General features: G+C 41.5%; 20 protein-coding genes and 1 riboswitch. Of the genes, 17 read left to right on the top strand and 3 right to left on the bottom strand.

The features are described from left to right. Positions 1–9: 9 nt before the first annotated feature. Together GMJ66_RS14455 and GMJ66_RS14450 are read left to right on the top strand one after the other, a co-directional pair. Positions 10–717, top strand: a complete 708-nt coding sequence (locus GMJ66_RS14455) for a gamma-glutamyl-gamma-aminobutyrate hydrolase family protein (RefSeq protein ID WP_156291029.1) — start codon at positions 10–12, stop codon at positions 715–717. Between the two features lie 65 nt (positions 718–782). After that, positions 783–1,844: an NAD(P)H-dependent flavin oxidoreductase gene (locus GMJ66_RS14450; RefSeq protein WP_156291028.1), complete on the top strand. Its 1,062-nt coding sequence runs from the start codon at positions 783–785 to the stop codon at positions 1,842–1,844. A gap of 398 nt (positions 1,845–2,242) precedes the next feature. On the opposite strand, the gene msrA is transcribed toward GMJ66_RS14450, so the two are convergent. Next, the gene (gene msrA / locus GMJ66_RS14445) at positions 2,243–2,770 is read right to left on the bottom strand and encodes a peptide-methionine (S)-S-oxide reductase MsrA (protein WP_156291027.1); all 528 of its coding nucleotides are present in this window, start codon (positions 2,768–2,770) and stop codon (positions 2,243–2,245) included. Positions 2,771–2,857: 87 nt separating this feature from the next. On the opposite strand from msrA, the gene GMJ66_RS14440 reads away from it, so the two are divergent. After that, a complete protein-coding gene (locus GMJ66_RS14440; RefSeq protein ID WP_156291026.1) occupies positions 2,858–3,394 on the top strand; it encodes an MOSC domain-containing protein in 537 nt (178 codons plus the stop codon). A 62-nt stretch (positions 3,395–3,456) separates the two neighbouring features. On the opposite strand, the gene GMJ66_RS14435 is transcribed toward GMJ66_RS14440, so the two are convergent. After that, positions 3,457–3,900 carry an Hsp20/alpha crystallin family protein gene (locus GMJ66_RS14435; RefSeq protein ID WP_331279687.1) on the bottom strand — a complete coding sequence of 148 codons (444 nt, stop codon included), beginning with the start codon at positions 3,898–3,900 and terminating at the stop codon, positions 3,457–3,459. A gap of 180 nt (positions 3,901–4,080) precedes the next feature. Between GMJ66_RS14435 and GMJ66_RS14430 the strand changes: the two genes are divergently transcribed. Next, on the top strand, positions 4,081–4,695 hold the full coding sequence (locus tag GMJ66_RS14430) for a DUF2179 domain-containing protein (protein WP_156291024.1): 615 nt from the start codon (positions 4,081–4,083) through the stop codon (positions 4,693–4,695). A gap of 50 nt (positions 4,696–4,745) precedes the next feature. On the opposite strand, the gene GMJ66_RS14425 is transcribed toward GMJ66_RS14430, so the two are convergent. Further along, positions 4,746–6,146: a sodium/glutamate symporter gene (locus GMJ66_RS14425; protein WP_156291023.1), complete on the bottom strand. Its 1,401-nt coding sequence runs from the start codon at positions 6,144–6,146 to the stop codon at positions 4,746–4,748. A 1,324-nt stretch (positions 6,147–7,470) separates the two neighbouring features. Further along, positions 7,471–7,570: riboswitch (purine riboswitch) on the top strand. Positions 7,571–7,706: 136 nt separating this feature from the next. Between GMJ66_RS14425 and purE the strand changes: the two genes are divergently transcribed. The 13 genes from purE (at position 7,707) to GMJ66_RS14360 (ending at position 22,791) form a co-directional block, all read left to right on the top strand. Continuing rightward, complete coding sequence (gene purE / locus GMJ66_RS14420) at positions 7,707–8,198, top strand: 5-(carboxyamino)imidazole ribonucleotide mutase (RefSeq protein WP_156291022.1); 492 nt, start codon at positions 7,707–7,709, stop codon at positions 8,196–8,198. Beyond that, positions 8,185–9,315, top strand: coding sequence for a 5-(carboxyamino)imidazole ribonucleotide synthase (gene purK / locus GMJ66_RS14415; RefSeq protein ID WP_156291021.1), 1,131 nt, complete (start codon positions 8,185–8,187; stop codon positions 9,313–9,315). The genes purE and purK overlap by 14 nt, the downstream gene beginning before the upstream one ends. After that, positions 9,312–10,616, top strand: coding sequence for an adenylosuccinate lyase (purB, locus tag GMJ66_RS14410; protein ID WP_156291020.1), 1,305 nt, complete (start codon positions 9,312–9,314; stop codon positions 10,614–10,616). Before purK ends, purB begins: the two co-directional genes overlap by 4 nt. A gap of 5 nt (positions 10,617–10,621) precedes the next feature. Further along, positions 10,622–11,332: a phosphoribosylaminoimidazolesuccinocarboxamide synthase gene (gene purC, locus GMJ66_RS14405; protein WP_156291019.1), complete on the top strand. Its 711-nt coding sequence runs from the start codon at positions 10,622–10,624 to the stop codon at positions 11,330–11,332. Beyond that, positions 11,329–11,580: a phosphoribosylformylglycinamidine synthase subunit PurS gene (gene purS, locus GMJ66_RS14400; RefSeq protein ID WP_156291018.1), complete on the top strand. Its 252-nt coding sequence runs from the start codon at positions 11,329–11,331 to the stop codon at positions 11,578–11,580. Before purC ends, purS begins: the two co-directional genes overlap by 4 nt. Beyond that, positions 11,577–12,260 (top strand): phosphoribosylformylglycinamidine synthase subunit PurQ, encoded by a 684-nt coding sequence (gene purQ / locus GMJ66_RS14395; protein ID WP_156291017.1) that lies wholly within the window; start codon positions 11,577–11,579, stop codon positions 12,258–12,260. Before purS ends, purQ begins: the two co-directional genes overlap by 4 nt. After that, a complete protein-coding gene (gene purL, locus GMJ66_RS14390; RefSeq protein ID WP_156291016.1) occupies positions 12,244–14,472 on the top strand; it encodes a phosphoribosylformylglycinamidine synthase subunit PurL in 2,229 nt (742 codons plus the stop codon). The genes purQ and purL overlap by 17 nt, the downstream gene beginning before the upstream one ends. Beyond that, entirely contained in the window at positions 14,448–15,857 is a 1,410-nt protein-coding gene (purF, locus tag GMJ66_RS14385; RefSeq protein ID WP_156291015.1) for an amidophosphoribosyltransferase, read from the top strand. The genes purL and purF overlap by 25 nt, the downstream gene beginning before the upstream one ends. 272 nt (positions 15,858–16,129) lie before the next feature. Beyond that, entirely contained in the window at positions 16,130–17,149 is a 1,020-nt protein-coding gene (purM, locus tag GMJ66_RS14380; RefSeq protein WP_156291014.1) for a phosphoribosylformylglycinamidine cyclo-ligase, read from the top strand. Next, on the top strand, positions 17,146–17,712 hold the full coding sequence (gene purN, locus GMJ66_RS14375) for a phosphoribosylglycinamide formyltransferase (RefSeq protein ID WP_156291013.1): 567 nt from the start codon (positions 17,146–17,148) through the stop codon (positions 17,710–17,712). The genes purM and purN overlap by 4 nt, the downstream gene beginning before the upstream one ends. A gap of 6 nt (positions 17,713–17,718) precedes the next feature. Continuing rightward, entirely contained in the window at positions 17,719–19,254 is a 1,536-nt protein-coding gene (gene purH, locus GMJ66_RS14370) for a bifunctional phosphoribosylaminoimidazolecarboxamide formyltransferase/IMP cyclohydrolase (protein WP_156291012.1), read from the top strand. A 112-nt stretch (positions 19,255–19,366) separates the two neighbouring features. Beyond that, positions 19,367–20,620, top strand: a complete 1,254-nt coding sequence (purD, locus tag GMJ66_RS14365; protein ID WP_156291011.1) for a phosphoribosylamine--glycine ligase — start codon at positions 19,367–19,369, stop codon at positions 20,618–20,620. A 428-nt stretch (positions 20,621–21,048) separates the two neighbouring features. Beyond that, complete coding sequence (locus tag GMJ66_RS14360) at positions 21,049–22,791, top strand: adenine deaminase C-terminal domain-containing protein (RefSeq protein WP_156291010.1); 1,743 nt, start codon at positions 21,049–21,051, stop codon at positions 22,789–22,791. Positions 22,792–22,830 lie beyond the last annotated feature (39 nt).

Here is a 22,830-nt window from a genome sequence, read left to right as displayed (position 1 = left end):
GGATTTTAAATGAAACCTATCATTGGAATTACCTCTTCCATGGAAACCGATAAGACACATTATGCAGTAACCAACAGGAATATTAAAGCAATTGTTCAAGCAGGGGGAATGCCGGTGATGCTGCCTTATTTATTGGAAGAAGAGGACCTGAATCAAATAGCCAACCAAATGGATGGTTTGTATGCGACAGGAGGATTTGATATTGATCCGACCTTATTTGGGGAGGAACCTCACCCACAGTTAGGTACAATCATTCCGGAACGGGATCACTTTGAAATTGAACTAATGAAAAAAATGCTAGCATTAGATAAACCCATTCTCGGTGTCTGCAGGGGCAGTCAAACATTAAACATCGCAGTAGGCGGAGATATGTATCAGGATATTTATGCGCAAATGGATGGAGAATTGCTCCAGCATTCACAAAAAGCACCAAGGGAACACGGCTCTCATTTTGTGAACGTCCTGGAAAATTCCTTGCTCCATCGCTTAACAGGCCAGGAAAAAATAAAAGTAAACAGTTATCATCATCAATCAAACCGTAGAGTAGGGGATGGTTTTCAAATAAGCGGTTTAGCAAATGATGGTGTAATCGAAGCAGTAGAAAGCAAAGAACATACGTATGCGCTTGGTGTGCAGTGGCATCCAGAAGCCATGAATGACGAAGCTTCCCAGAAAATTTATCAGGGATTTATTGAGGCAAGTAAAGCTGGAATATAAAAGGAATTCCACTAGTTCTGGAGAATATTGTATATAAACTAATATTCACAGAATGAGGTGGAAGCATGCTTCAAAATAAAATCACGGAGCTTTTTAATATTCAGTATCCAATTATTCAAGCGCCAATGGCTGGAGGAGTGACAACTAAAGAATTAGTGTCTGCGGTTTCCAATAATGGGGCTTTGGGAATGATTGGTGCAGGATATATGAGTCCGAAAAATTTACGAACGTTAATCAAAGAAGTAAAACAATTAACGGATCGACCTTTTGGTGTCAATCTTTTTGTTCCAAATCAATTTCAAGTATCAGACGAAAAAGTGATGACAGCTGAACAGTTATTAAAGCCCATTCGCAATGAATTATCTATAGATGAAAATAATTCATCAGAGCTTCCCGACCAGAAAATAGCCTTTCAAACCTATGAGGAACAGCTTAACATCATCATCGAAGAAAAAATTCCAATATGTTCCTTTACTTTTGGAGTTCCCTCACAGGAAATAATTCATGAGTTAAAACAGCACGGGATTATTGTAGTGGGGACAGCTACGACGGTTAAAGAGGCTCAGGAGATTGAAAACCGAGGCATGGACGTCATTGTAGCGCAAGGCAGCGAAGCAGGCGGGCACCGCGGGAATTTTATGAACACGACAGAGGAAGGATTGATAGGAACCATGTCACTGATACCGCAAGTAGCGGATGCAGTAAATATTCCTGTAATCGCTGCGGGTGGGATCATGGACGGGAGAGGATTAATGGCTTCTGTGTTTCTTGGAGCAAAGGCAGTCCAAATGGGAACAGCATTTTTGACTTGTACAGAAAGTGGCGCACATCCACTGCATAAACAAGCCATTCTTCAAGCTTCAGAAGACGAGATGACACTCACTCGCGCCTTTTCAGGGAAGACAGCTCGAGGCCTAAATAACTCTTTTATGAAGCATATGAAGGAGCATGAATCGAGTTTGCCAGAATTTCCTGTTCAGAATCATTTAACGAACCGAATTCGAAAAGCTGCAGCATTACAGAATCAACAGGAATATATGTCGCTTTGGTCTGGGCAAAGTCCGCGACTGGCAAAACATCAGACGGTAAAGGAGCTAATCAACCGAGTCATGGAAGGGGTCATATAATAACAGAAAAAGATGCCCAGTAAACCACCTAGTAAAACAACTGTTTGACATAAAATCTATAAAAACCGACGTATGTTGCGGTGTTGATTTCCGCCCCGGACAGCCAGTAAACTCCTTGTTTACCTAACAATCAGTGGGGTGAAAAAAAACACGGGTTGAAGATACACTTGATTTGCCTTATCCATGTTGGGAAGATACATGCACAAACTAGCGAAGGAAATACACGGAGACTCATGCGGGAAAAGAGGCATCGGTGAGCCCCGGAAAGACGAGGCAGCGCAAGAAGGCTCACCAGCCGGCCTATAATGTGTGCGTATTGTATTTCCATAGTTGTAAATTAAGTTCAACGTCATTTTAAGGTATGGTGCATTTTATATCAAACACAGGAAAGAAAAGAATTAATCATTCCAAACGGTTTCGATAAACTCATCCCGGCCGGATTTTTCTCGATCTTCCTTGTATTCTTGTTCGCTTTTTTTATAAAAATCCTGATGATAGTCTTCTGCAGGGTAGAAAGTCACGGCAGGAAGTATCTCTGTGACAATTGGCTTTGTAAATCTACCACTCTGATCAAGCGTTTGTTTAGATTTTTCCGCAAGTGCCTTTTGTTCTTCATCATGATAAAAAATAGCCGTGCGATATTGGTCTCCGCGATCATGGAATTGTCCACCATCATCGGTTGGGTCAATTTGTTTCCAGTATAGGTCAATGATTGTATCATAGCTAATGATAGAACGGTCATAAGTGATTTCAACCGCCTCGTAATGTCCGGTTGTCCCAGTTTTAACTTCTTTATATGTTGGATTTTCGACATGTCCACCAGTGTAACCTGAGATGACACTTTTGACACCGTCCCATTGATCAAATGGTTTAACCATACACCAGAAACAGCCGCCTGCAAAAGTTGCTTTTTTAAAATTTGCCAATTGAATTCACTCCATTACGGTTTATGTTAAAAAATATCTATTTTTCTAGTAGAATAAATATATCACATCTTTAAAGCAGGTGAAATAATGGATGAACCATATGTACATAAAATATTTAGCGGAAAAGAACAAGTGCAGGGGAAAATATGGTTGAGCAAGACCGGTTTTTCCGCAGACGATATAAAGGATCGAGCGGTTTTTGCTTATCCGATTAAGCATTATACTTATTGGGAAGAACAAAATTCGGGCACCATCAATATTGGAGCAATGGGGGAAAATTTTGCCATTTTGGAAATGGATGAATTCAGTGTTTGTATTGGAGACACATTTCAAGTGGGAGATGCCGTTATTCAAGTTTCCCAGCCTGGAAAAGCCAGTACTAGGCAGCTAAGAAATAGTATGCGGACTGGATGGTATTTTCGTGTTTTACAAGAAGGGGATATCCAGGAAGGAACGGATCTGGAATTATTGGAACGGCCGTATACTCAATGGACTATCGCTGCCTGTAATGAAATCATGTATGTGAATAAATATGATTTAAGAATGACAGATGAGCTTTATGAATGTAAGTTGCTGGGAGTGCAGTGGAGGCGAGCGTTGAGAAAGAGGGTGCGTGGGTTTTAGTCATAGTGTTCCCTAAAAAAATACACGAGACCTGTAGGATACAACAGGCCTCTATGCAAAAATTATTCGTCCTCCAGTAACTTAATATCTACCTTATTAAGATTGCTTGTTTCGGAAATTAATCGATGCAACTGGATGAATACAAGACCATTTTTGTATGTTGCGTCCATTTTATCGGCACGAACTGGGAATGGGAGGTCAATTTTTCGGTCAAAAACACCTTGTAGAATTTCCTCCTTGATGACTGTTCCATGTGCATGTTCCAAATTAATATTACCCCTGAGTTCCAATGTAGTATAGTTGACATAGATATCGATTTGGTTTAAATTTTTTAAACCAGGCATGTTGACGATGCATAAAATCTCATTGTCCGTTTGATACATATTAATTTGGGGAATATTAGGTTTCATAATCCCTTCAAATTCGTTCCAGAAGTTTTCACCGAAAAAATGATCCATATTCTTTTTCCAATCAGTCATTTGTTTGAATGGATCCAAAGAAATCACCTCAAGTTATCCATTTTTGTTATAGCCTATGCCTAGTGTGTAGGGAAGGTGCCTAGAACATGGGGAAATATTGGAAGGGTTAATTTTGCTGGAACCACCATTCGGGAATTCGTCTTCTTTAAGATTAGAAAAAATGATTACAAATATGTAGAACAATGACTCAATCTAGGAGGGTAAATCTTGCTCAGTAATGCGTTAGTAATGGTGACAATCATTTTTATTGTAAATGTTGTTTATGTATCCTTAATGACTATTCGTATGATACTGACATTAAAGGGACGCACATATATTGCCTCCTTTGTCAGTATGTTTGAAATTGTTGTATACATTGTCGGTTTAGGATTGGTTCTGGATAATTTAAATGAAATACAGAACTTGATTGCCTATGCTCTAGGCTTTGGTTCTGGTTTAATTGTTGGAGCGATGATTGAAGAGAGACTGGCATTGGGATATATAACCGTAAATGTTGTTTCATCTAATCCCGATATTAAGTTTACGAGGAAGCTAAGGGAAAAAGGATATGGTGTAACGAGCTGGTCCTCCTATGGAATGGATGGAGATCGATTATCGATGCAAATTTTAACACCTAGAAAGTATGAGCTCCGTCTTTATGAAGTGATTAAGGAAATCGATCCTAAGGCATTTATTATTTCTTATGAACCAAAACGGATACATGGCGGATTTTGGGTGAAGCAAGTACGAAAAGGAAGACTGTTTAATCCGAAGAAAAGTCCGAAAGAGCAAGGTACAGATGTTGTAGCAGATGCCCAAACAAAAACAACAAAAAAAGAGTAGGCCGGTTTTAAAGCGGACCTACTCTTTTTCCATGTATAGCTTCCTATTTATCATTTCTTTTTACCGAAATGAAATAACCCAACAAATAAACCCAATACACACATTACTACGGAGAAAATAAGAAATGGTATCGGACCGAATTGGAAAATAATTGGAACAGATAGTGCTGTTACAAGTCCTCCGCCTAAAAATGGCTCAAACACTAATTGCTTGTAACCGAAACCTTCAAATGCTGGAGATTCGGCTTTCGGATCTGCAACACGCATTAACAACAGCCCTGTTGCTGTTATTCCCATCGACTGGCCAAAATCACCAATACCCCTTTCCAGCCAATAGGTGGGAATCATTCGTGGTGCAAGAATGAAGAAGCCGAACACATTCCACAAAATACCAACCACTGCAAGCAATAAGAATGGAAGGATGTTTTCCCCAATCACATCAAGCGAAACCGTTGCGATAGCTGTTAAAATTAACATATCAAGGGCAAAGCCTTGGATACGACTAACCATTTTACGATCAAGAATTTCCGTGTTATCGATTTTCTTGAAAAATAACTGAACGAGGATTCCACCAATCATTGCCAACGGGAATAAAGGTACATATGTCATGAAGTCCGAACTAAAGATAGAGGCTTCCATCCAAATAAGAATTTGTTGCAAGACGTACCCGACCAAAATTGCTGCACCAATAACCGAAAAATGCAGGGAAAGTGGCTCGATGGATTCAGGGCGAACAGTCATTTTTGCTGCAGGCTCTCTGTTTTCAAATTCGATAATGCCTGCTTTTCTTAAAGAAGAAAATTTTTGTACATTTTTAATGACCTCTGTCTTCTGCCTGCGAATTCCCCAGTTAATAATAATAATTCCGATAATGACCCCTGATAAAATACCAACAGTCGCCAGTCCGATAGCGAAATCGTAAGCTTCAGGGATGCCGATTTCCTCAAATGTCCCTTGGAGACCTGCTGCCGTACCGTGACCACCTTCAAAGGCTACTTCAATAAGCGCACCAAACATCGGTGGTATTCCAAAGACGGGCGTTAATACGAGCAGTGTCAGCAGTATACCAACAACATATTGTCCCCATCCAATTGTCCAACCAAAGGCGAGCTGAGGCCCTCCAATATCCCATACTTTGGACAAGCTTGGTAATACCGTTCCTAAAAATAAAGTCGCAAAGACTACATTGATCATTAAACCCGGAATGGCATCCCATACTTCCAATATGTCAGGTGCCAAAAGACCTGTAGCCCAAAATGACTGTTTACCTGTAATTGGCTCAAGCATCCTGCCCAGTACTTGTGGTCCCAACAGTAGTGCAATAAATCCGCCGATGACAGAGGACGGCAAAAATAAATTTTGCAGCCATTTTACACGTACACGAACCCATTTTCCGATCAACAAAAACAATCCAAGATATAATAACGCAAAGCCTATCTTCTCTGCTGTCATGTTTTTCACCCCTTATTTGAGTAGTTTTAATTTTTATACCCTGGATTGAACTTATCCAAACGAATGGGCTTTTTTACTTTTAGGTTGTATTCTAAAAGATTATGTTTTTGTCGCTAAATCTATAAACTCCGACGTAAGGTGCTGCTCCGACCCAATTCTGCTAGGGGCAATCACGCAACTTATGGCAATGCTTCAGCCTCCTCGGGAGAAAACCACTTTTTCTGCGTGTGATGTAAAGCTGTTGTAGCAGCCAAGGAAATACATGGAGACTCTTTGATTGAATTTCGGGCTCATCTGGACGTAGACCCCTCTACGTTACCTTTTGACTGGTTCCGGGTCTTATTGGGTAACGTAGACCCAATCTACGTGCCCTTTTGACTGAATTCCGACTTCATTGGGTAACGTAGCCCCCCTCTGCGTGCCCTTATGATTGAATTTCGAGTTCATTGGGTAACGTAGCCCCAATCTACGTGCCCTTTTGACTGAATTTCGGGTCCATTGGGTAACGTAGCCCCAATCTACGTGCCCTTTTGACTGAATTTCGGGTCCATTGGGTACCGTAGCCCCAATCTACGGGCCCTTTTGACTGAATTTCGGGTCCATTGGGTACCGTAGCCCCAATCTACGGGCCCTTTTGACTGAATTTCGGGTCCATTGGGTACCGTAGCCCCAATCTACGGGCCCTTTTGACTGAATTTCGGGTCCATTGGGTACCGTAGCCCCAATCTACGGGCCCTTTTGACTGAATTCCGATTTCATTGGGTAACGTAGACCTAATCTACGTGCCCTTATGATTGAAATTCGAGTTCAATAGGTAACGTAGCCCCAATCTACGTGCCCTTTTGACTGAATTCCGATTTCATTGGGTAACGTAGCCCCCCTCTACGTGCCCTTATGATTAAATTTCGAGTTCATTAGATAACGTAGACCCCTCTACGTTACCTTTTGACTGATTCCAGGTCTCATTCGGTCAGGTAGATTCCCTCTACGTTACTTTTTCACTGAACTCATGCGACAACACAGGGATCACCAGTTGCCCTGAGGTGCGCGTATTTTATTTTCGGAGCGGTAGATCAAGCGCCGATATCATCTAAAGTTAAGTGTATTTTATATCAACTGCGAGGACCGAAAACATCCAGGAAAGATTCAGATTCATCCCTGTACAATCTTAGAGGTATGAGTATAAGAAAAAAGAAACAGCTACCCTAAAGAAGGGATGAATCCGAGTTAACAACACCGAAATCCGAACATTAAATAAAAATAACATCAAATCGTTCGATATTTTGTTGACAATAGCTCCGCAAATTGATATGCTTAACACGTCAAAATGATACGAAAAACACCTCATATATCTCTGGGAATATGGCCCAGAAGTTTCTACCCGGCACCGTAAATGCTGGACTATGAGGGAAGATGAATCGTTGCAGCAGAACAATGGTTTGTTTTGCTGTCTATAAAACAGCTAAAGTCTGTTCATCTTTCCTCATGACGAGGGAGACGAATAGACTTTTTTAGTTTTAAATGGACTTTTAAATTACTTTAAATAGAAAGAGGGATTTCATGGCTCAAGTTGGTGTCATTATGGGGAGTATCTCGGATTGGGAAACGATGCAGCATACGTGTAGCGTGCTTCAGCAGTTGGAAATTCCGTATGAAAAGGATGTAATTTCCGCACATCGTACACCGGATAACATGTTTGATTATGCAAAATCTGCACGAGATCGCGGGTTAAAAGTGATCATTGCTGGTGCAGGAGGTGCGGCTCATTTGCCCGGTATGGTAGCATCGCAAACTACTTTGCCCGTCATTGGGGTTCCTGTTCAAAGTAAGGCATTGAATGGATTGGATTCCCTTCTATCCATTGTCCAAATGCCTGGAGGGGTTCCAACTGCAACCGTTGCGATTGGCAAAGCCGGTGCAACCAATGCAGGAATACTTGCAGCACAAATCATCGGAGCATTTGATGAAAAGATTGCGTCAAATCTACAAAACTATCGAAAAGAAATGCAGGATAAAGTAGCAGAAATGAGGGATGACCTTGCAAACAAGTAGAACAATCATTCCAGCACAGACGATTGGTATTATTGGCGGTGGCCAATTAGGTAGAATGATGGCTATTGCTGCCAGATACATGGGCTATAAGATTGCAGTACTTGATCCAACTCCAAATTGTCCTACCGCTCAAGTCGCTGATACACAAATCACAGCAGCTTATGACGATATGGATGCCATTAAGCAATTAACGGAAATAAGTGATGTCATCACTTACGAATTTGAAAATGTCGATCTTGATGCGGCCGCTTATATTGAAGCACAGGGGAAACTTCCACAAGGTGCCTATGCCCTGGAAATTACACAAAACCGGGAAAAGGAAAAAACATTAATCAAAGAATTGGAATTGCCTACATCCAAATTTGCCATTGTTACAAATGCAAAAGAGTGTGAGGAGGCTTTAAAGACATTTAATTTCCCAGCTGTTATAAAAACCTGTCGAGGAGGATATGACGGGAAAGGACAGTTAAAACTAAATTCAGAAGCAGATGTGGAAGAAGCGAAGCAATTTGCCGATAAACATGGACATTGCATCCTGGAAGAATGGATTTCCTTTGATAAAGAGATTTCTGTTGTATTTACAAGATCAAAGTCCGGAGAAATTGCTTATTTTCCACTCGCGGAAAACAAACACCGTGATCATATTCTCTATCAAACAACAGCACCGGCACATGTGAATTCCGATATTCAAATAAAAGCATACGGAGCTGCGCACGTACTAGCTGAGAAAATGAATATCGTCGGTACGTTTGCAATTGAAATGTTTGTGAAAGATGAGGATATCTATCTCAATGAAATGGCACCAAGACCACATAATTCCGGACATTATACGATTGAGTCGTGCAACATTTCCCAGTTTGGCCAGCATATCCGGGCTATTTGCGGACTGCCACTCATGCAGATTAGACAATTCAAGCCAGCAGTAATGATTAATATTTTAGGGGAAGACATTGAATCGGTCCTAACAGCAATTCAGTATACAAATGAAGGATTTGTTCATTTGTACGGAAAAGATGAAGCAAAAGTGAAACGGAAAATGGGGCATATTACATTTATAGCAGATACGGAAGATCAACTATTAGCACAGATTGAAAAATTCGAGGAGGCAAAACGATGATCGAACGCTACACCAGAGAGGAAATGGGTTCCATTTGGACGGAAGAAAATAAATTCAAAGCATGGCTTGAGGTGGAAATCCTGGCATGTGAAGCATGGAGTGAGCTAGGCGTTATCCCAAAAGAAGATGTCAGAGCACTTCGTGAAAATGCATCCTTTGATATCAACCGTATTTATGAGATTGAACAGGAAACACGCCATGATGTGGTTGCCTTTACTCGTGCTGTATCAGAAACATTGGGGGAAGAAAGAAAATGGGTGCATTATGGCCTGACTTCTACAGATGTTGTCGACACCGCACTTTCTTACTTGATTAAACAAGCAAATGAAATCATTCGTAAAGACTTGCACAACTTCATCGAAATTTTGAGAAACAAAGCAATAGAGCATAAGCATACCGTTATGATGGGACGTACACATGGGGTCCATGCAGAACCGACGACATTTGGCTTGAAGCTTGCTCTCTGGTATGAGGAAATGAAGCGTAATCTGGAGCGTTTTGAGCTGGCTGCAAAAAACATTGAGTTCGGAAAATTATCAGGAGCAGTCGGAACCTATGCGAATATTGATCCATTTGTTGAAAAATATGTATGTGACAAGCTTGGTATTTCACCTGCACCGGTTTCCACACAAACCCTGCAGCGTGATCGTCATGCGGCATACTTTTCCACGCTTGCGTTAATTGCAACGTCCATCGAAAAATTTGCTACAGAAATTCGCGGATTGCAAAAAACGGAAACGCGGGAGGTAGAGGAACGATTTGCAAAAGGCCAAAAAGGATCTTCTGCAATGCCTCATAAGCGTAATCCGATTGGTTCGGAAAACATGACGGGAATGGCGCGTGTTATTCGTGGATATATGATGACATCTTATGAGAATGTTTCCTTATGGCATGAACGTGATATTTCGCATTCTTCAGCTGAGCGTGTCATTTTACCAGATGCGACCATTGCGCTGAATTATATGCTGAACCGTTTTGGAAACATCGTGAAAAACTTAACGGTATTCCCGGAAAACATGAAACGCAATATCGATAAAACACACGGTGTCATTTTCTCTCAGCGTGTATTACTGAAGCTTATCGATAAAGGCATGGCAAGGGAAGCTGCTTATGACATCGTACAGCCTAAAGCCATGCAGGCATGGGAGACAGAAACCCATTTTAAACAGTTAGTCGAGCAGGATGAACAAATCAGCAAAACGCTGACACAAAAAGAAATAGATGATTGCTTTGATTACACGTATCATCTAAAAAATGTTGACTTTATTTTTGACCGCATTGGACTAACGGAAGGGGAATAACAAACATGAAAGCGGAACTTTTATACGAAGGAAAAGCAAAGAAAGTTTACCAGGCAAAAGGCCAGCCGGGAAAATTAGTTTTATCCTATAAAAATGATGCAACAGCATTTAACGGAGAAAAGAAAGCCACTTTCGTTGGAAAAGGTCGATTAAATAATGAAATTTCATCACGGATTTTTGAATATTTGCGTGATCATGGAATGGAATCTCACTTTATTGAGCAATTAAATGAAACAGAGCAGCTCGTAAATAAAACAGAGATTATCCCGCTTGAAGTAGTGGTCCGCAACATTGCCGCAGGAAGCATTACGAGACGGTTGGGGATAGAGGAGAAAACCCACTTCTATCCACCAATTGTGGAATTATTTTACAAAAAGGATGAGCTTGGTGATCCGCTCATTAACGACGAGCATGCTGTACTGCTTACAAACATCACAGCCTTGGAATTGCAACAAATAAAGAGCAAGGCATTGGAGGTTAACCAGGAGTTAAATAAGTTATTCTCTAAAGTAGGCGTTCAATTAGTAGACTTTAAGCTCGAATTTGGAAAAATCAAAGACGACATTGTTCTTTCTGATGAAATTTCACCGGATACATGCCGTCTATGGGATAAGGAAACAGAAGATAAATTAGATAAAGATGTATTTCGTCAAGGTACAGGAGATTTAATAGAGGTATACGAAGAAATCTTACATCGACTGGAGGCAAAAGTATGAAAAAGGTAACGGTATATGTAACATTAAAAGCTGGTGTATTAGATCCACAAGGAAAAGCGATTCAGGAATCACTGAATTCACTGGGGTATGAGGAAGTGAAAGATGCAAGAGTTGGGAAAGTCATCGAGCTAAACGTGGAGGATGGTCCTGATTTAGATGCGCGCATCAAGGAAATGTGTGATAAGCTGCTTGCTAATCCAGTGATGGAAGATTATCACTTCGAGGTCGAGGAGGCTGACAAAGCGTGAAATTTGCTGTGATTGTTTTTCCAGGTTCGAATTGTGATCGGGATATGTATCATGCGGCCAAAGAGGTTCTAGGTGAAGAAGCGGATTTAGTCTGGTATCAAAATAGCAATCTGGAAGACTATGATGCGATTCTTTTGCCAGGAGGCTTCTCATATGGTGACTATCTTCGCAGTGGTGCCGTTGCTGCAACATCAAATGTCATGAATCAAGTTCGTGAGCATGCGGAAAAAGGAAAGCCTGTCCTTGGGGTATGTAATGGATTTCAAGTATTAACAGAATCCGGTCTCCTTCCTGGTGCATTAATGCGTAATAAAAATCTATCTTTTATGTGCCATCAGGAAGAGCTCGTTGTAGAAAATAATGAAACGATGTTCACGACAGACTATGAAAAAGGCGAAATCGTACGTTTTCCAATTGCCCATGGGGAAGGAAATTACTTCTGTGATGAAGAAACCTTAGCAGAATTAAAAGCAAATAACCAAATCGTTTTCACATATAAGAACAATCCAAATGGTTCTGCCCTTGACATTGCCGGAATCATCAATAAAGAGGGGAATGTCCTAGGGATGATGCCCCATCCGGAACGTGCGGTGGAAACACTCTTAGGCAGTGATGATGGTGTGAGATTATTCGAGTCAGTGATTAAGAATTGGAGGCAGACCTATGTTACAAACGCGTGAGTGGAGCCCAGAACAAATTGAAGAAAAGAAAATCTATCAGGAAATGGGCTTGAGTGATCAGGAATATGACATGATTAAAAACATCCTGAAGCGCCGCCCGAATTTTACAGAAACAGGAATCTTTTCTGTTATGTGGTCTGAGCATTGCAGTTACAAAACATCCAAACCATTATTGAAAAAATTCCCAACGAAAGCACCTAATGTTCTTCAAGGTCCTGGGGAAGGTGCTGGAGTTATCGATATTGGCGATAATCAAGCCGTTGTGTTCAAAGTGGAAAGCCATAATCACCCATCTGCAGTAGAGCCATACCAAGGTGCAGCAACTGGTGTGGGCGGGATTATTCGTGACATCTTTTCGATGGGCGCTCGTCCGATTGTATCGATGAACTCGCTTCGTTTTGGAAATTTAAATAACGAACGTACGAAATATCTTTTCACCGAAGTCGTAAATGGAATTGCTGGGTACGGGAACTGTGTTGGTGTTCCAACTGTCGGTGGTGAGGTTCAGTTTGATGACAGCTATGAAGAAAACCCGCTAGTTAATGCGATGAGTATTGGTCTCATTCATCATGACGACATTCAAAAAGGCTTAGCAAAGGGAATTGGAAATACGATTCTATACGCTGGTCCACCAACTGGCCGTGACGGAATTCATGGGGCGACATTCGCTTCGGATGATTTAGGAGAAGATGCAGCGAAGGACCGTCCATCTGTTCAGGTTGGCGATCCGTTTATGGAAAAACTAATCATTGAAGCATGTTTGGAAGTGATTCATTCTGACGCCTTAGTTGGGATGCAGGACATGGGTGCAGCAGGATTAACCTCATCTGCATCGGAAATGGCAAGTAAAGCCGGTACTGGTTTGGAAATGAACCTGGACCAAGTACCACAACGGGAATTAAATATGACAGCATATGAAATGATGCTTTCAGAGTCCCAAGAACGTATGCTGTTATGTGTGAAAAGAGGACGTGAACAGGAAATCATCGATATTTTTGAAAAGTACGGCTTAAATGCAGTACCTGTCGGTGAAGTGATAGAAGAGAAGGTATTCCGGATTAAACATCTCGGGGAAGTGGTCGCAGATATTCCAGTTGATTCCCTTGCTGACGATGCACCGGTGTTTCATATGCCATCTACAGAAGCGAAATATTTCCAAGATTTTCAAAAGATGGAAAACACCGTTCCAGAAGTCGCTGACCATAAAGACATGTTAAAACAGCTTCTACAGCAACCGACGATTGCGAGCAAAGAATGGGTTTATGATCAATATGATTCGATGGTACAAACGAATACGGTTGTTGCACCAGGTTCTGATGCGGCAGTGATTCGAATTAAAGGGCATGACAAAGCACTTGCGATAACTACCGACTGTAACTCCCGCTATATTTATTTAGATCCGGAAACAGGTGGAAAAATTGCGGTAGCAGAAGCAGCTCGCAATATCGTCTGCTCTGGTGCGAAACCGCTCGGACTTACAGACGGTTTAAATTTCGGGAATCCATCCAACCCGGAGATTTTCTGGCAAATGGAGAAAAGTGTAGAAGGAATGAGTGCTGCATGTACCGCTTTGGAAACTCCTGTTATTAGTGGGAACGTATCACTTTATAATCAATCCAAAGGAAAATCAATTTTCCCAACACCGGTTGTTGGAATGGTCGGTCTGCATGAATCATTGGAGCATATTACACCTAGCTTTTTCCAGCAGGCTGGTGACTTGGTTTATGTGATTGGCGAAGCGGATGCAGAATTCGGTGGAAGTGAATTGCAAAATGTGCTTCAAGGAAAATACGAAGGAAAAGCACCATTCATTGATTTGGATGTAGAAGCGAGAAGACAGAAACAGCTACTGGAAGCAATCAAGGCAGGTGTTGTCGTATCTGCACACGATTTAGCTGAAGGCGGATTGGGAGTAGCACTTGCTGAGAGCACATTTGGCGAAAAAGGATTAGGGGCAAAAGTGGAGCTTACTGGTGAAGCAACCGTTGAATTATTCAGTGAAACACAGTCCAGATTTATCGTTACAGTGAAACCGGAACACAAAGAGAAATTTGAAAGCACCGTAGAAGATGCTAGCGCAATTGGTATGGTTACAAATAATCAAACACTTCAAGTTCTCGTAAATGGAGCAGAAGTCGTAAACGAAAACGTGGAGGAACTTGAAAAACTTTGGAAGGGAGCTATCCCATGCTTGCTGAAATCAAAGGCATAAATGAGGAATGTGGTGTATTTGGAATTTGGGATCATGAAAAAGCAGCGGAATTAACTTACTATGGTCTTCACTCCATGCAGCATCGCGGTCAAGAAGGTGCCGGCATTGTCGCTAGTGATGGGATGGAGCTAAAGAGCCATAAAGGATTAGGCCTGGTCAACGATGTATTTAAACAGGCAAAATTTGATCATCTGCAAGGGCGTACGGCGATTGGTCATGTTCGCTACTCGACCCAAGGCGGAAAAGTGATTGAAAATGTCCAGCCATTATTATTCCGTGCACAAACAGGAAGTATGGCACTGGCGCATAATGGCAACATCATGAATGCCTATAAGCTTCGCGGACAGCTGGAAGAACAAGGTAGTATTCTGCAAACCTCTTCGGATACAGAGGTTTTAGCGCACCTAATCAAGCGCGATGGCCAAGGGATAAATGAGGAAACGATTGGCGATGCACTGAATCAAATGGTCGGTGCCTATGCTTACCTTATCTTAACCGAAAATAAAATGTTTGCAGCTCTGGATCCAACGGGTATTCGCCCATTATCCATCGGGATGCTTGGTGACTCCTATGTGATTGCATCGGAAACGTGTGCCTTTGACCAAATCGGTGCAACATTTATTCGTGACGTAGTGCCAGGCGAATTAATTACAATCGATGATGAAGGATTACGGTCTACTCGCTTTGCCCAGCAGCAGCAACGAGGAATGTGTGCGATGGAATATGTATATTTATCTAGGCCGGACAGCAATGTGAACTATGTGAATGTTCATGCGTCACGTAAACAGATGGGGAAAGAGCTGGCAAAGGAAGCTCCAGCCGATGCGGATATCGTAATCGGTGTACCGGACTCCAGTATTTCAGCAGCGATTGGTTTTGCCGAAGAAAGCGGCCAGCCTTATGAAATGGGAATTATTAAAAACCGTTATGTTGGCAGAACGTTTATTCAGCCATCCCAGGCACTGCGCGAACAAGGGGTAAAAATGAAGCTTTCGCCAGTACGTGGAATTATTGAAGGAAAGCGTGTCATTATGATTGACGATTCCATTGTACGTGGTACGACAAGTAGACGAATTGTTCAAATGCTAAAAGAAGCAGGAGCAAAAGAAGTGCATGTTCGCATCGCTTCTCCTGCTATTCAAAATCCATGTTATTACGGAATTGATATGTCAACACGAGATGAATTAATTGCGGCCAACAATACGGTAGAAGAAGTTGCTGAGCTAATTGGTGCAGACAGCTTAGCATATTTGACCGAAAGTGGTCTGGAAAAGGCGATATTAACAGACAACACAATTAATCAGGGACTTTGTACAGCATGTATGACAGGTAAGTATCCTGTGAAAGAAGAAGGAAAAAAGGAAATCTCTTATACGGGCTGTTAAGAAGGGTTTAGGAGTTGTGTGGAAGCTTTGAGTTGTAGGGTTTGGCTTGAATTTTGAATGTGCGTGTGTGAAATGAAGTAGGTGGGGCGCGATTTGGATGTGCTCCCGCGCGAACAGAAGAGGGAATCGCACGATTTGGGTGGGCTCTCGCACGAACTGTTAAGGGGTAGCACGATTTGAATGGTTTCCCGCCCGATTTGTACAACTGGTTCAAACGCGTACTTCATTTCTTATTAACATAATATTACTGCTAAGGGATGTGTGGATCAACGATGTCAGATGTATATAAACAGGCTGGTGTAGATGTAGAAAAGGGTTATGAAGCGGTGGAGCGGATGAAAAAGCATATCGCAAAAACAACACGTCCTGAAGTTTTAGGTGGAATTGGGGCATTTGCTGGCCTTTTTGATTTATCGAACATGAATTATAAAGAACCGGTGATGGTTTCAGGAACAGATGGAGTTGGAACGAAACTGAAGCTTGCCTTCCAGTTGGATAAACATGATACGGTTGGAGTCGATTTGGTTGCAATGTGTGTGAATGATATTGTGGCACAAGGAGCGCAGCCGCTTTTCTTTTTAGATTATATTGCTTGCGGAAAGAATGATCCGGAGCGAATTGAACAGATTGTAGCTGGAGTTTCTCAAGGTTGTGTGGATGCTGGAGCGGCACTGATTGGTGGGGAAACCGCGGAAATGCCAGGGATGTACACGGATGAAGAGTACGACTTAGCAGGATTTGTAGTTGGGATTGCCGAAAAATCCAAACTCATTACTGGTGAATCGATTCAAGCGGAAGATGTTTTGATTGGTCTTGCTTCCAGTGGCATTCATTCCAATGGGTACTCACTTGTTCGTAAATTGGTGGACGGATTAGATTTAACGGAAAAACACCAAGGTTTATCACAATCCTTAGGTGAAACGTTACTTACCCCAACCAAAATTTATGCGAAACTAATCCAAAAAGTACTGGAAAAGCATACGATTAATGGAATCTCTCATATTACTGGTGGTGGATTCTATGAAAACCTGCCACGAATGATGCCAGAGGGATTGGGTGTAGAGATCGAAACAAACAGCTGGGACGTACCTGAAGTCTTCCCGTTCTTACAAAATTTAGGATCGATTCCTGAAGATGAAATGTACGGTGTCTTTAATATGGGAATTGGAATGGTGCTGGCTGTTAGTCAAGAGGACGTTTCCAGCATTCTAGCAATTTTGGAGGAGAATGGAGAAAAAGCGTCGGTGATTGGAAAAGTTATCACTGGTGAAGGAGTGCATTTCCAATCATGAGTAAAGTGAAGGCAGCTGTTTTTGCCTCGGGAACAGGCAGTAATTTTCAGGCAATTATGGAGGCGAACAATCTTCCATGTGAAATTTCCCTGTTAATCTGTGATAAACCTGGGGCTGGTGTCATTGAAAAAGCGAAAAATTCCGATGTGCCAGCCTTTGTTTTTCAACCAAAAGAATTTACATCCAAGGCGGAATATGAAAAACATTTAGTAGAGAAGCTTCGGGAAGCGAATGTTTCCTGGATTTTTTTAGCCGGATATATGCGTATTGTTGGACCGACATTGCTTACGGCATTTGAGGGGAAAATCGTGAATATTCACCCTTCCCTTTTGCCGGATTTTCCGGGGAAAGATGCGATTGGACAAGCCTACCATGCTGGAGTGAAGACTACTGGGGTAACGGTTCATTTTATTGATGAAGGAATTGATACAGGTCCGATTATCGCACAGGAAACGGTGGAAGTGCAGGATGATGATACCGAGGAAACGCTAAAGGAAAAAATCCAAAAAGTAGAGCATGAGTTATATCCAAAAGTTATTCAGCAAATTGTACAAACAAAGTGAGGGGTAATGATGAAACGAGCACTAATCAGTGTTTCAGATAAACAAAATATAATCGAATTTGCCAAAGGTCTAGTTGAACTGGATTACGAGATTGTATCAACAGGTGGAACACTACGTAACATTCAGGAGGCTGGAATAGCAGCGAAAGCAATTGATGAAGTAACAGGATTTCCGGAAATCATGGATGGACGTGTGAAAACATTGCATCCAAAAGTACATGGCGGATTGCTTGCCAAACGATCTAATCCGGACCACATGAAACAAGCGGAAGAAAACGGGATTCATGCCATTGATATGGTTGTTGTTAATTTGTATCCATTCAAACAAACGCTTGAACGAGACGGCGTTTCCAAGGAAGAAATTATCGAAAATATTGATATTGGCGGTCCGACGATGCTTCGTTCTGCTGCGAAAAACTTTGAAGATGTTACGGTCGTAGTGGACCCAGCAGATTATGAAGGTGTACTGGAAGCGCTGAAAACAGACTCTCTTGATTTTGAAAAACGTCAAAAGCTTGCTGCCAAAGTTTTCCGTCATACAGCAAACTATGACGCAATGATAGCTGAATATTTCATGGAAGAAACGAAGGAAGAGTTTCCTGAAACCTACACGGTTACGTACGAAAAAGTACAGGATTTGCGCTATGGTGAAAATCCGCATCAAAATGCAGCATTTTACAAACGTCCGATTGTAAAAACGATGAGCCTTGCTACAGCCAAACAATTACACGGGAAAGAGTTATCGTATAACAATATCCAGGATGCCAATGCAGCATTGGAGATTCTGGCTGAATATGATGGACAGGCTGCAGCGGTTGCTGTGAAACATATGAATCCATGTGGAATCGGTGTATCCGATACAATCTCAGATGCTTTCAGCCATGCTTATGATGCCGACCCAATTTCGATCTTCGGTGGAATTGTCGCATTAAATAAAGAAGTAGATTCGCCAACTGCTGAAAAGTTAAGCAACATTTTCTTGGAGATAGTGATTGCTCCTGGTTTTTCCGAAAAAGCTTTGGAAATTTTAACGAAAAAGAAAAACATTCGTTTGCTTAAACTGGAAATGTCCGATAAAGAAGCCGTGAATCATAAACTCACTTCGGTTAATGGTGGAGTTCTTATTCAAAGTCAGGATAACGGGAAAATTGCCCCCGAGGAATTAACTGTTGCAACGAAGCGTCAGCCTACAGAACAGGAATTAGCAGATTTACAATTTGCCTGGAAAGCTGTGAAACACGTGAAATCCAATGCGATAGTTTTAGCGAAAGATGGACAAACAATCGGGGTTGGTGCTGGGCAAATGAATCGCGTAGGTTCTGCAAAGATTGCGATTGAACAGGCTGGAGAAAAAGCCAAAGGATCTGTGATGTCATCTGATGCCTTCTTCCCAATGCCGGATACAGTGGAAGAAGCAGTAAAAGCTGGTGTGACCGCAATTATCCAGCCAGGTGGTTCTAAACGCGATCAGGATTCCATCGATGTCTGTGATGAACATGGAATTGCCATGGTTTATACCGGAATGCGTCATTTTAAACATTAATATTTTGGCCGGGGTAGGGCGGGATTTTGGTAAACCGTCAATATCCCTGCCTGAAAATCGATAAACCAAAAACCAACGTAATGAAGTATACCTATAAAGGGAGGGTTAATGGATGAATGTACTAGTAGTTGGACGAGGTGGCCGTGAACATAGTATGGTGCTCGAACTTGCCAAAAGCGAACAAGTGAAGAATCTTTATGTCGCCCCTGGTAATGGCGGTATGAAAGAACAGGCAACTTGTGTCGCGATTGATGAGATGGATACCGATAGCTTAATCCATTTTGCCAAAGAGAAAGCCATTGACCTTACAATAGTTGGGCCAGAAGCACCATTAAACGAAGGAATTGCGGATCGTTTTCAAGAGGCGAATCTGAAGGTTTTTGCCCCAACAAAGAAAGCGGCACTGTTGGAAGGTAGTAAAAGTTTTGCTAAAGCATTTATGAAAAAATATGATATTCCAACTGCAGCATATGAAACTTTCAACGATGCAGAACAGGCTAAAGCTTACATTGAAAAGCAAGGTGCACCAATTGTCATTAAAGCGGATGGACTTGCAGCAGGAAAAGGGGTTATTGTGGCTGAAACAAAAGCAGAAGCTCTGAATGCTGTGGATGACATGCTTGTGTCCAAAGCCTTTTCTGAAGCCGGATCAACGATTGTTGTCGAAGAATTTCTGTCCGGACGGGAATTTTCGCTCATGGCCTTTGTTCATGAAAATCATGTGTATCCAATGGTTCCAGCCCGTGATCATAAACGTGCGTTTGATCATGATGAAGGTCCAAATACGGGAGGAATGGGGTCCTTTGCTCCTGTACCAGACATCACGGAGGAACATATTGCTTTTTCCGTGGGAAATATCCTGCAAAAAGCAGCGGACGGCCTAATGGCAGAGGGGTGCCCATTTACCGGGATTTTATATGGTGGATTAATGATGACAGATGCCGGACCAAAAGTCATCGAATTTAATACGAGATTTGGTGACCCGGAAACCCAAGTTGTTTTACCATTGTTGAAAAATGATCTCGTACAGGTCTTTCTGGACGTTTTAGATGGGAAAGATCCGGAATTGGTTTGGGAGGATGCGGCTTGTTTGGGCGTCGTACTAGCATCAGCAGGCTATCCCGGCCCCTACGAAAAAGGCGCGGCCATCCCATCATTTTCAGTACTAGACGATAGCTATGTAGTTCATGCTGGAACAAAGGATGAAGGGGGTACCCTTGTTTCCGATGGCGGCCGCGTACTGTTAGTTGGAGCAAAAGCAGCAACATTAAAGGAAGCACAGGAGAAAGCATACAAAGTAATAGACACAGCCGGAGATAACAAAGATTACTTTTACCGGAAAGATATTGGAGTTAACTCGATTTAGCGAATAAACATGAAAAGTACACACGTTAACAATAATGTGTGTACTTTTCATTTATATATTGCTATTTTGTACAACCGTTGATATCTGCTCCTTTGCGGTTGATATCTGCCCTCTAATGGTAGATATCCGCTTCTTTCTGGTTGATAAAAGCCCACTACTGGTTGATATGTGCTATCGTTGTGTTGATAGTTTGCGCAACGGTTGATATCTGCTCCATTATGGTCACCCGCGGAAGTTAGTTACCTAACATCATTTGAAGTTAGTTTGGAGTTTCGGTATCAACAGCGAAGGTTACTTCGAATTATGCCGAAGATGGAAATACATGTTTGTCACAAATATGTCATTTATAAATTTGAAAACTTTACAACATTAAAGCATAAAATTATGTTAAAATAATATAAATTCTAATTTATTGGAGAGCTGGCCTTATGTTTGCAAATGATAATTATTGGAGAAACCGTGAGCTTAGACAGCATGTAAAGGTGATTGATGGATTAGAATCACCTACACTTATTTTAAAAAATGGTACCTACTTGAATGTTTTTATAAAAGAATGGATCAAAGCTAATATATGGATATACGATGATCGAATTGTTTATGTTGGGGAGAAATTTCCAGAGAATACGGATCATGCAGAAATAATAGACTGTGAAGGGAAGTATCTTGTTCCTGGATATGTTGAACCCCATTCCCATCCTTTTCAATTAGCAAACCCAGAAGAATTAGCCAACCACGCTGCCAGATTTGGAACAACGACCTTGATTAACGATAACCTGATGTGGCATTTTTTATTAGATAAAAAGAAAGCGTTTTCTTTAATCGATGAATTCAACAATCTGCCTATGTCGATGTACTGGTGGGCGAGATTTGACTCGCAAACAGCGTTGCAGGACGAGGGGGAAGTGTTTAATACAGATGATATTTTATCGTGGATTACTCATCCATCCGTTGTACAAGGTGGGGAATTAACTTCCTGGCCGAGTCTATTAAATGGGAATGATAGATTGCTGTATTGGATTCAGGAAACGAAGCGACACGGAAAACCTATTGAAGGACATCTTCCCGGTGCATCGGAAAAGACATTAACGAAGATGAAGCTATTAGGAGTTACTGCGGACCATGAGCCGATAACAGGGGAAGAGGTGTTGCGCAGGCTTCGACTAGGCTACAGTGTATCATTAAGAAACTCTTCCATACGACCTGATTTACCGCAATTAGTGGAAGAAATACTGGATCTTGGTCTAAGTAACTATGATAACTTAACGTTTACGACAGATGGTTCCACACCAGCCTTCTCTAAAAAAGGGTTGATTAATGTTTGTATTGATATTGCCATTAAAAAGGGAATTCCATTGGAAGATGCTTATAGGATGGGAAGCTATAATGCAGCCAGGCACTTCCGTTTAGATGAAACGCTTGGAAGTATTGCTCCTGGACGGATTGCCCATATTAATATTTTGGATAGCAAAGAAAATCCGCATCCGGTCAGTGTGCTGGCGAAAGGGCAATGGGTTTTGAAGGAAAAGGAAAAACAGGAACTTTTAACAAAGATTAATTGGGAAAAGTATGGTATAGCGCCATTGGCATTTGATTGGGAATTGGAGCAGAATGATGTGCAATTTTCCATGCCGATGGGATTAGAGATGGTAAATAATGTCATTGTTAAACCATATACGATTAATATCGATATTACGCCAGAAGAATTACCGAAAGATAAAGAAGATGCCTTTTTATTACTCATTGACAGAAATGGAAAATGGCGTGTGAATACTACTATTAAAGGATTTACAAATCGTTTAGGTGCAATCGCAAGTTCATTCTCTTCATCAGGGGATTTAATATTTATTGGAAAAAGCAAGAAAGATATTTTGCTGGCATGGAAACGATTGAAAGAAATTGGCGGAGGAATTGTGCTTGTTCATGAAGGGGAAGTATTAACCGATCTTCCTCTTTCCCTTGGTGGAATGATGTCTATGGAAAGCATGGATGATATAATTGAAAAAGAGAAGCAAATAAAAGCATATTTAAAAGAGTTTGGGTATAATTATGACGACCCTATTTATAATATTTTATTCCTGTCGGCGACCCATCTACCGTATGTACGAATCACCCAGCAAGGAATAATTGATATTAAGAAAAGAGAAGTACTCTTCCCAGCGACTATGTGTTAGCATATAATGGATATACTAGAGACAAAAAGAATTTTACAA

Source organism: Oceanobacillus salinisoli, assembly GCF_009733865.1.
Taxonomy (GTDB): domain Bacteria; phylum Bacillota; class Bacilli; order Bacillales; family Amphibacillaceae; genus Oceanobacillus; species Oceanobacillus salinisoli.
This window is presented reverse-complemented; position numbering and strand designations above follow the sequence as displayed.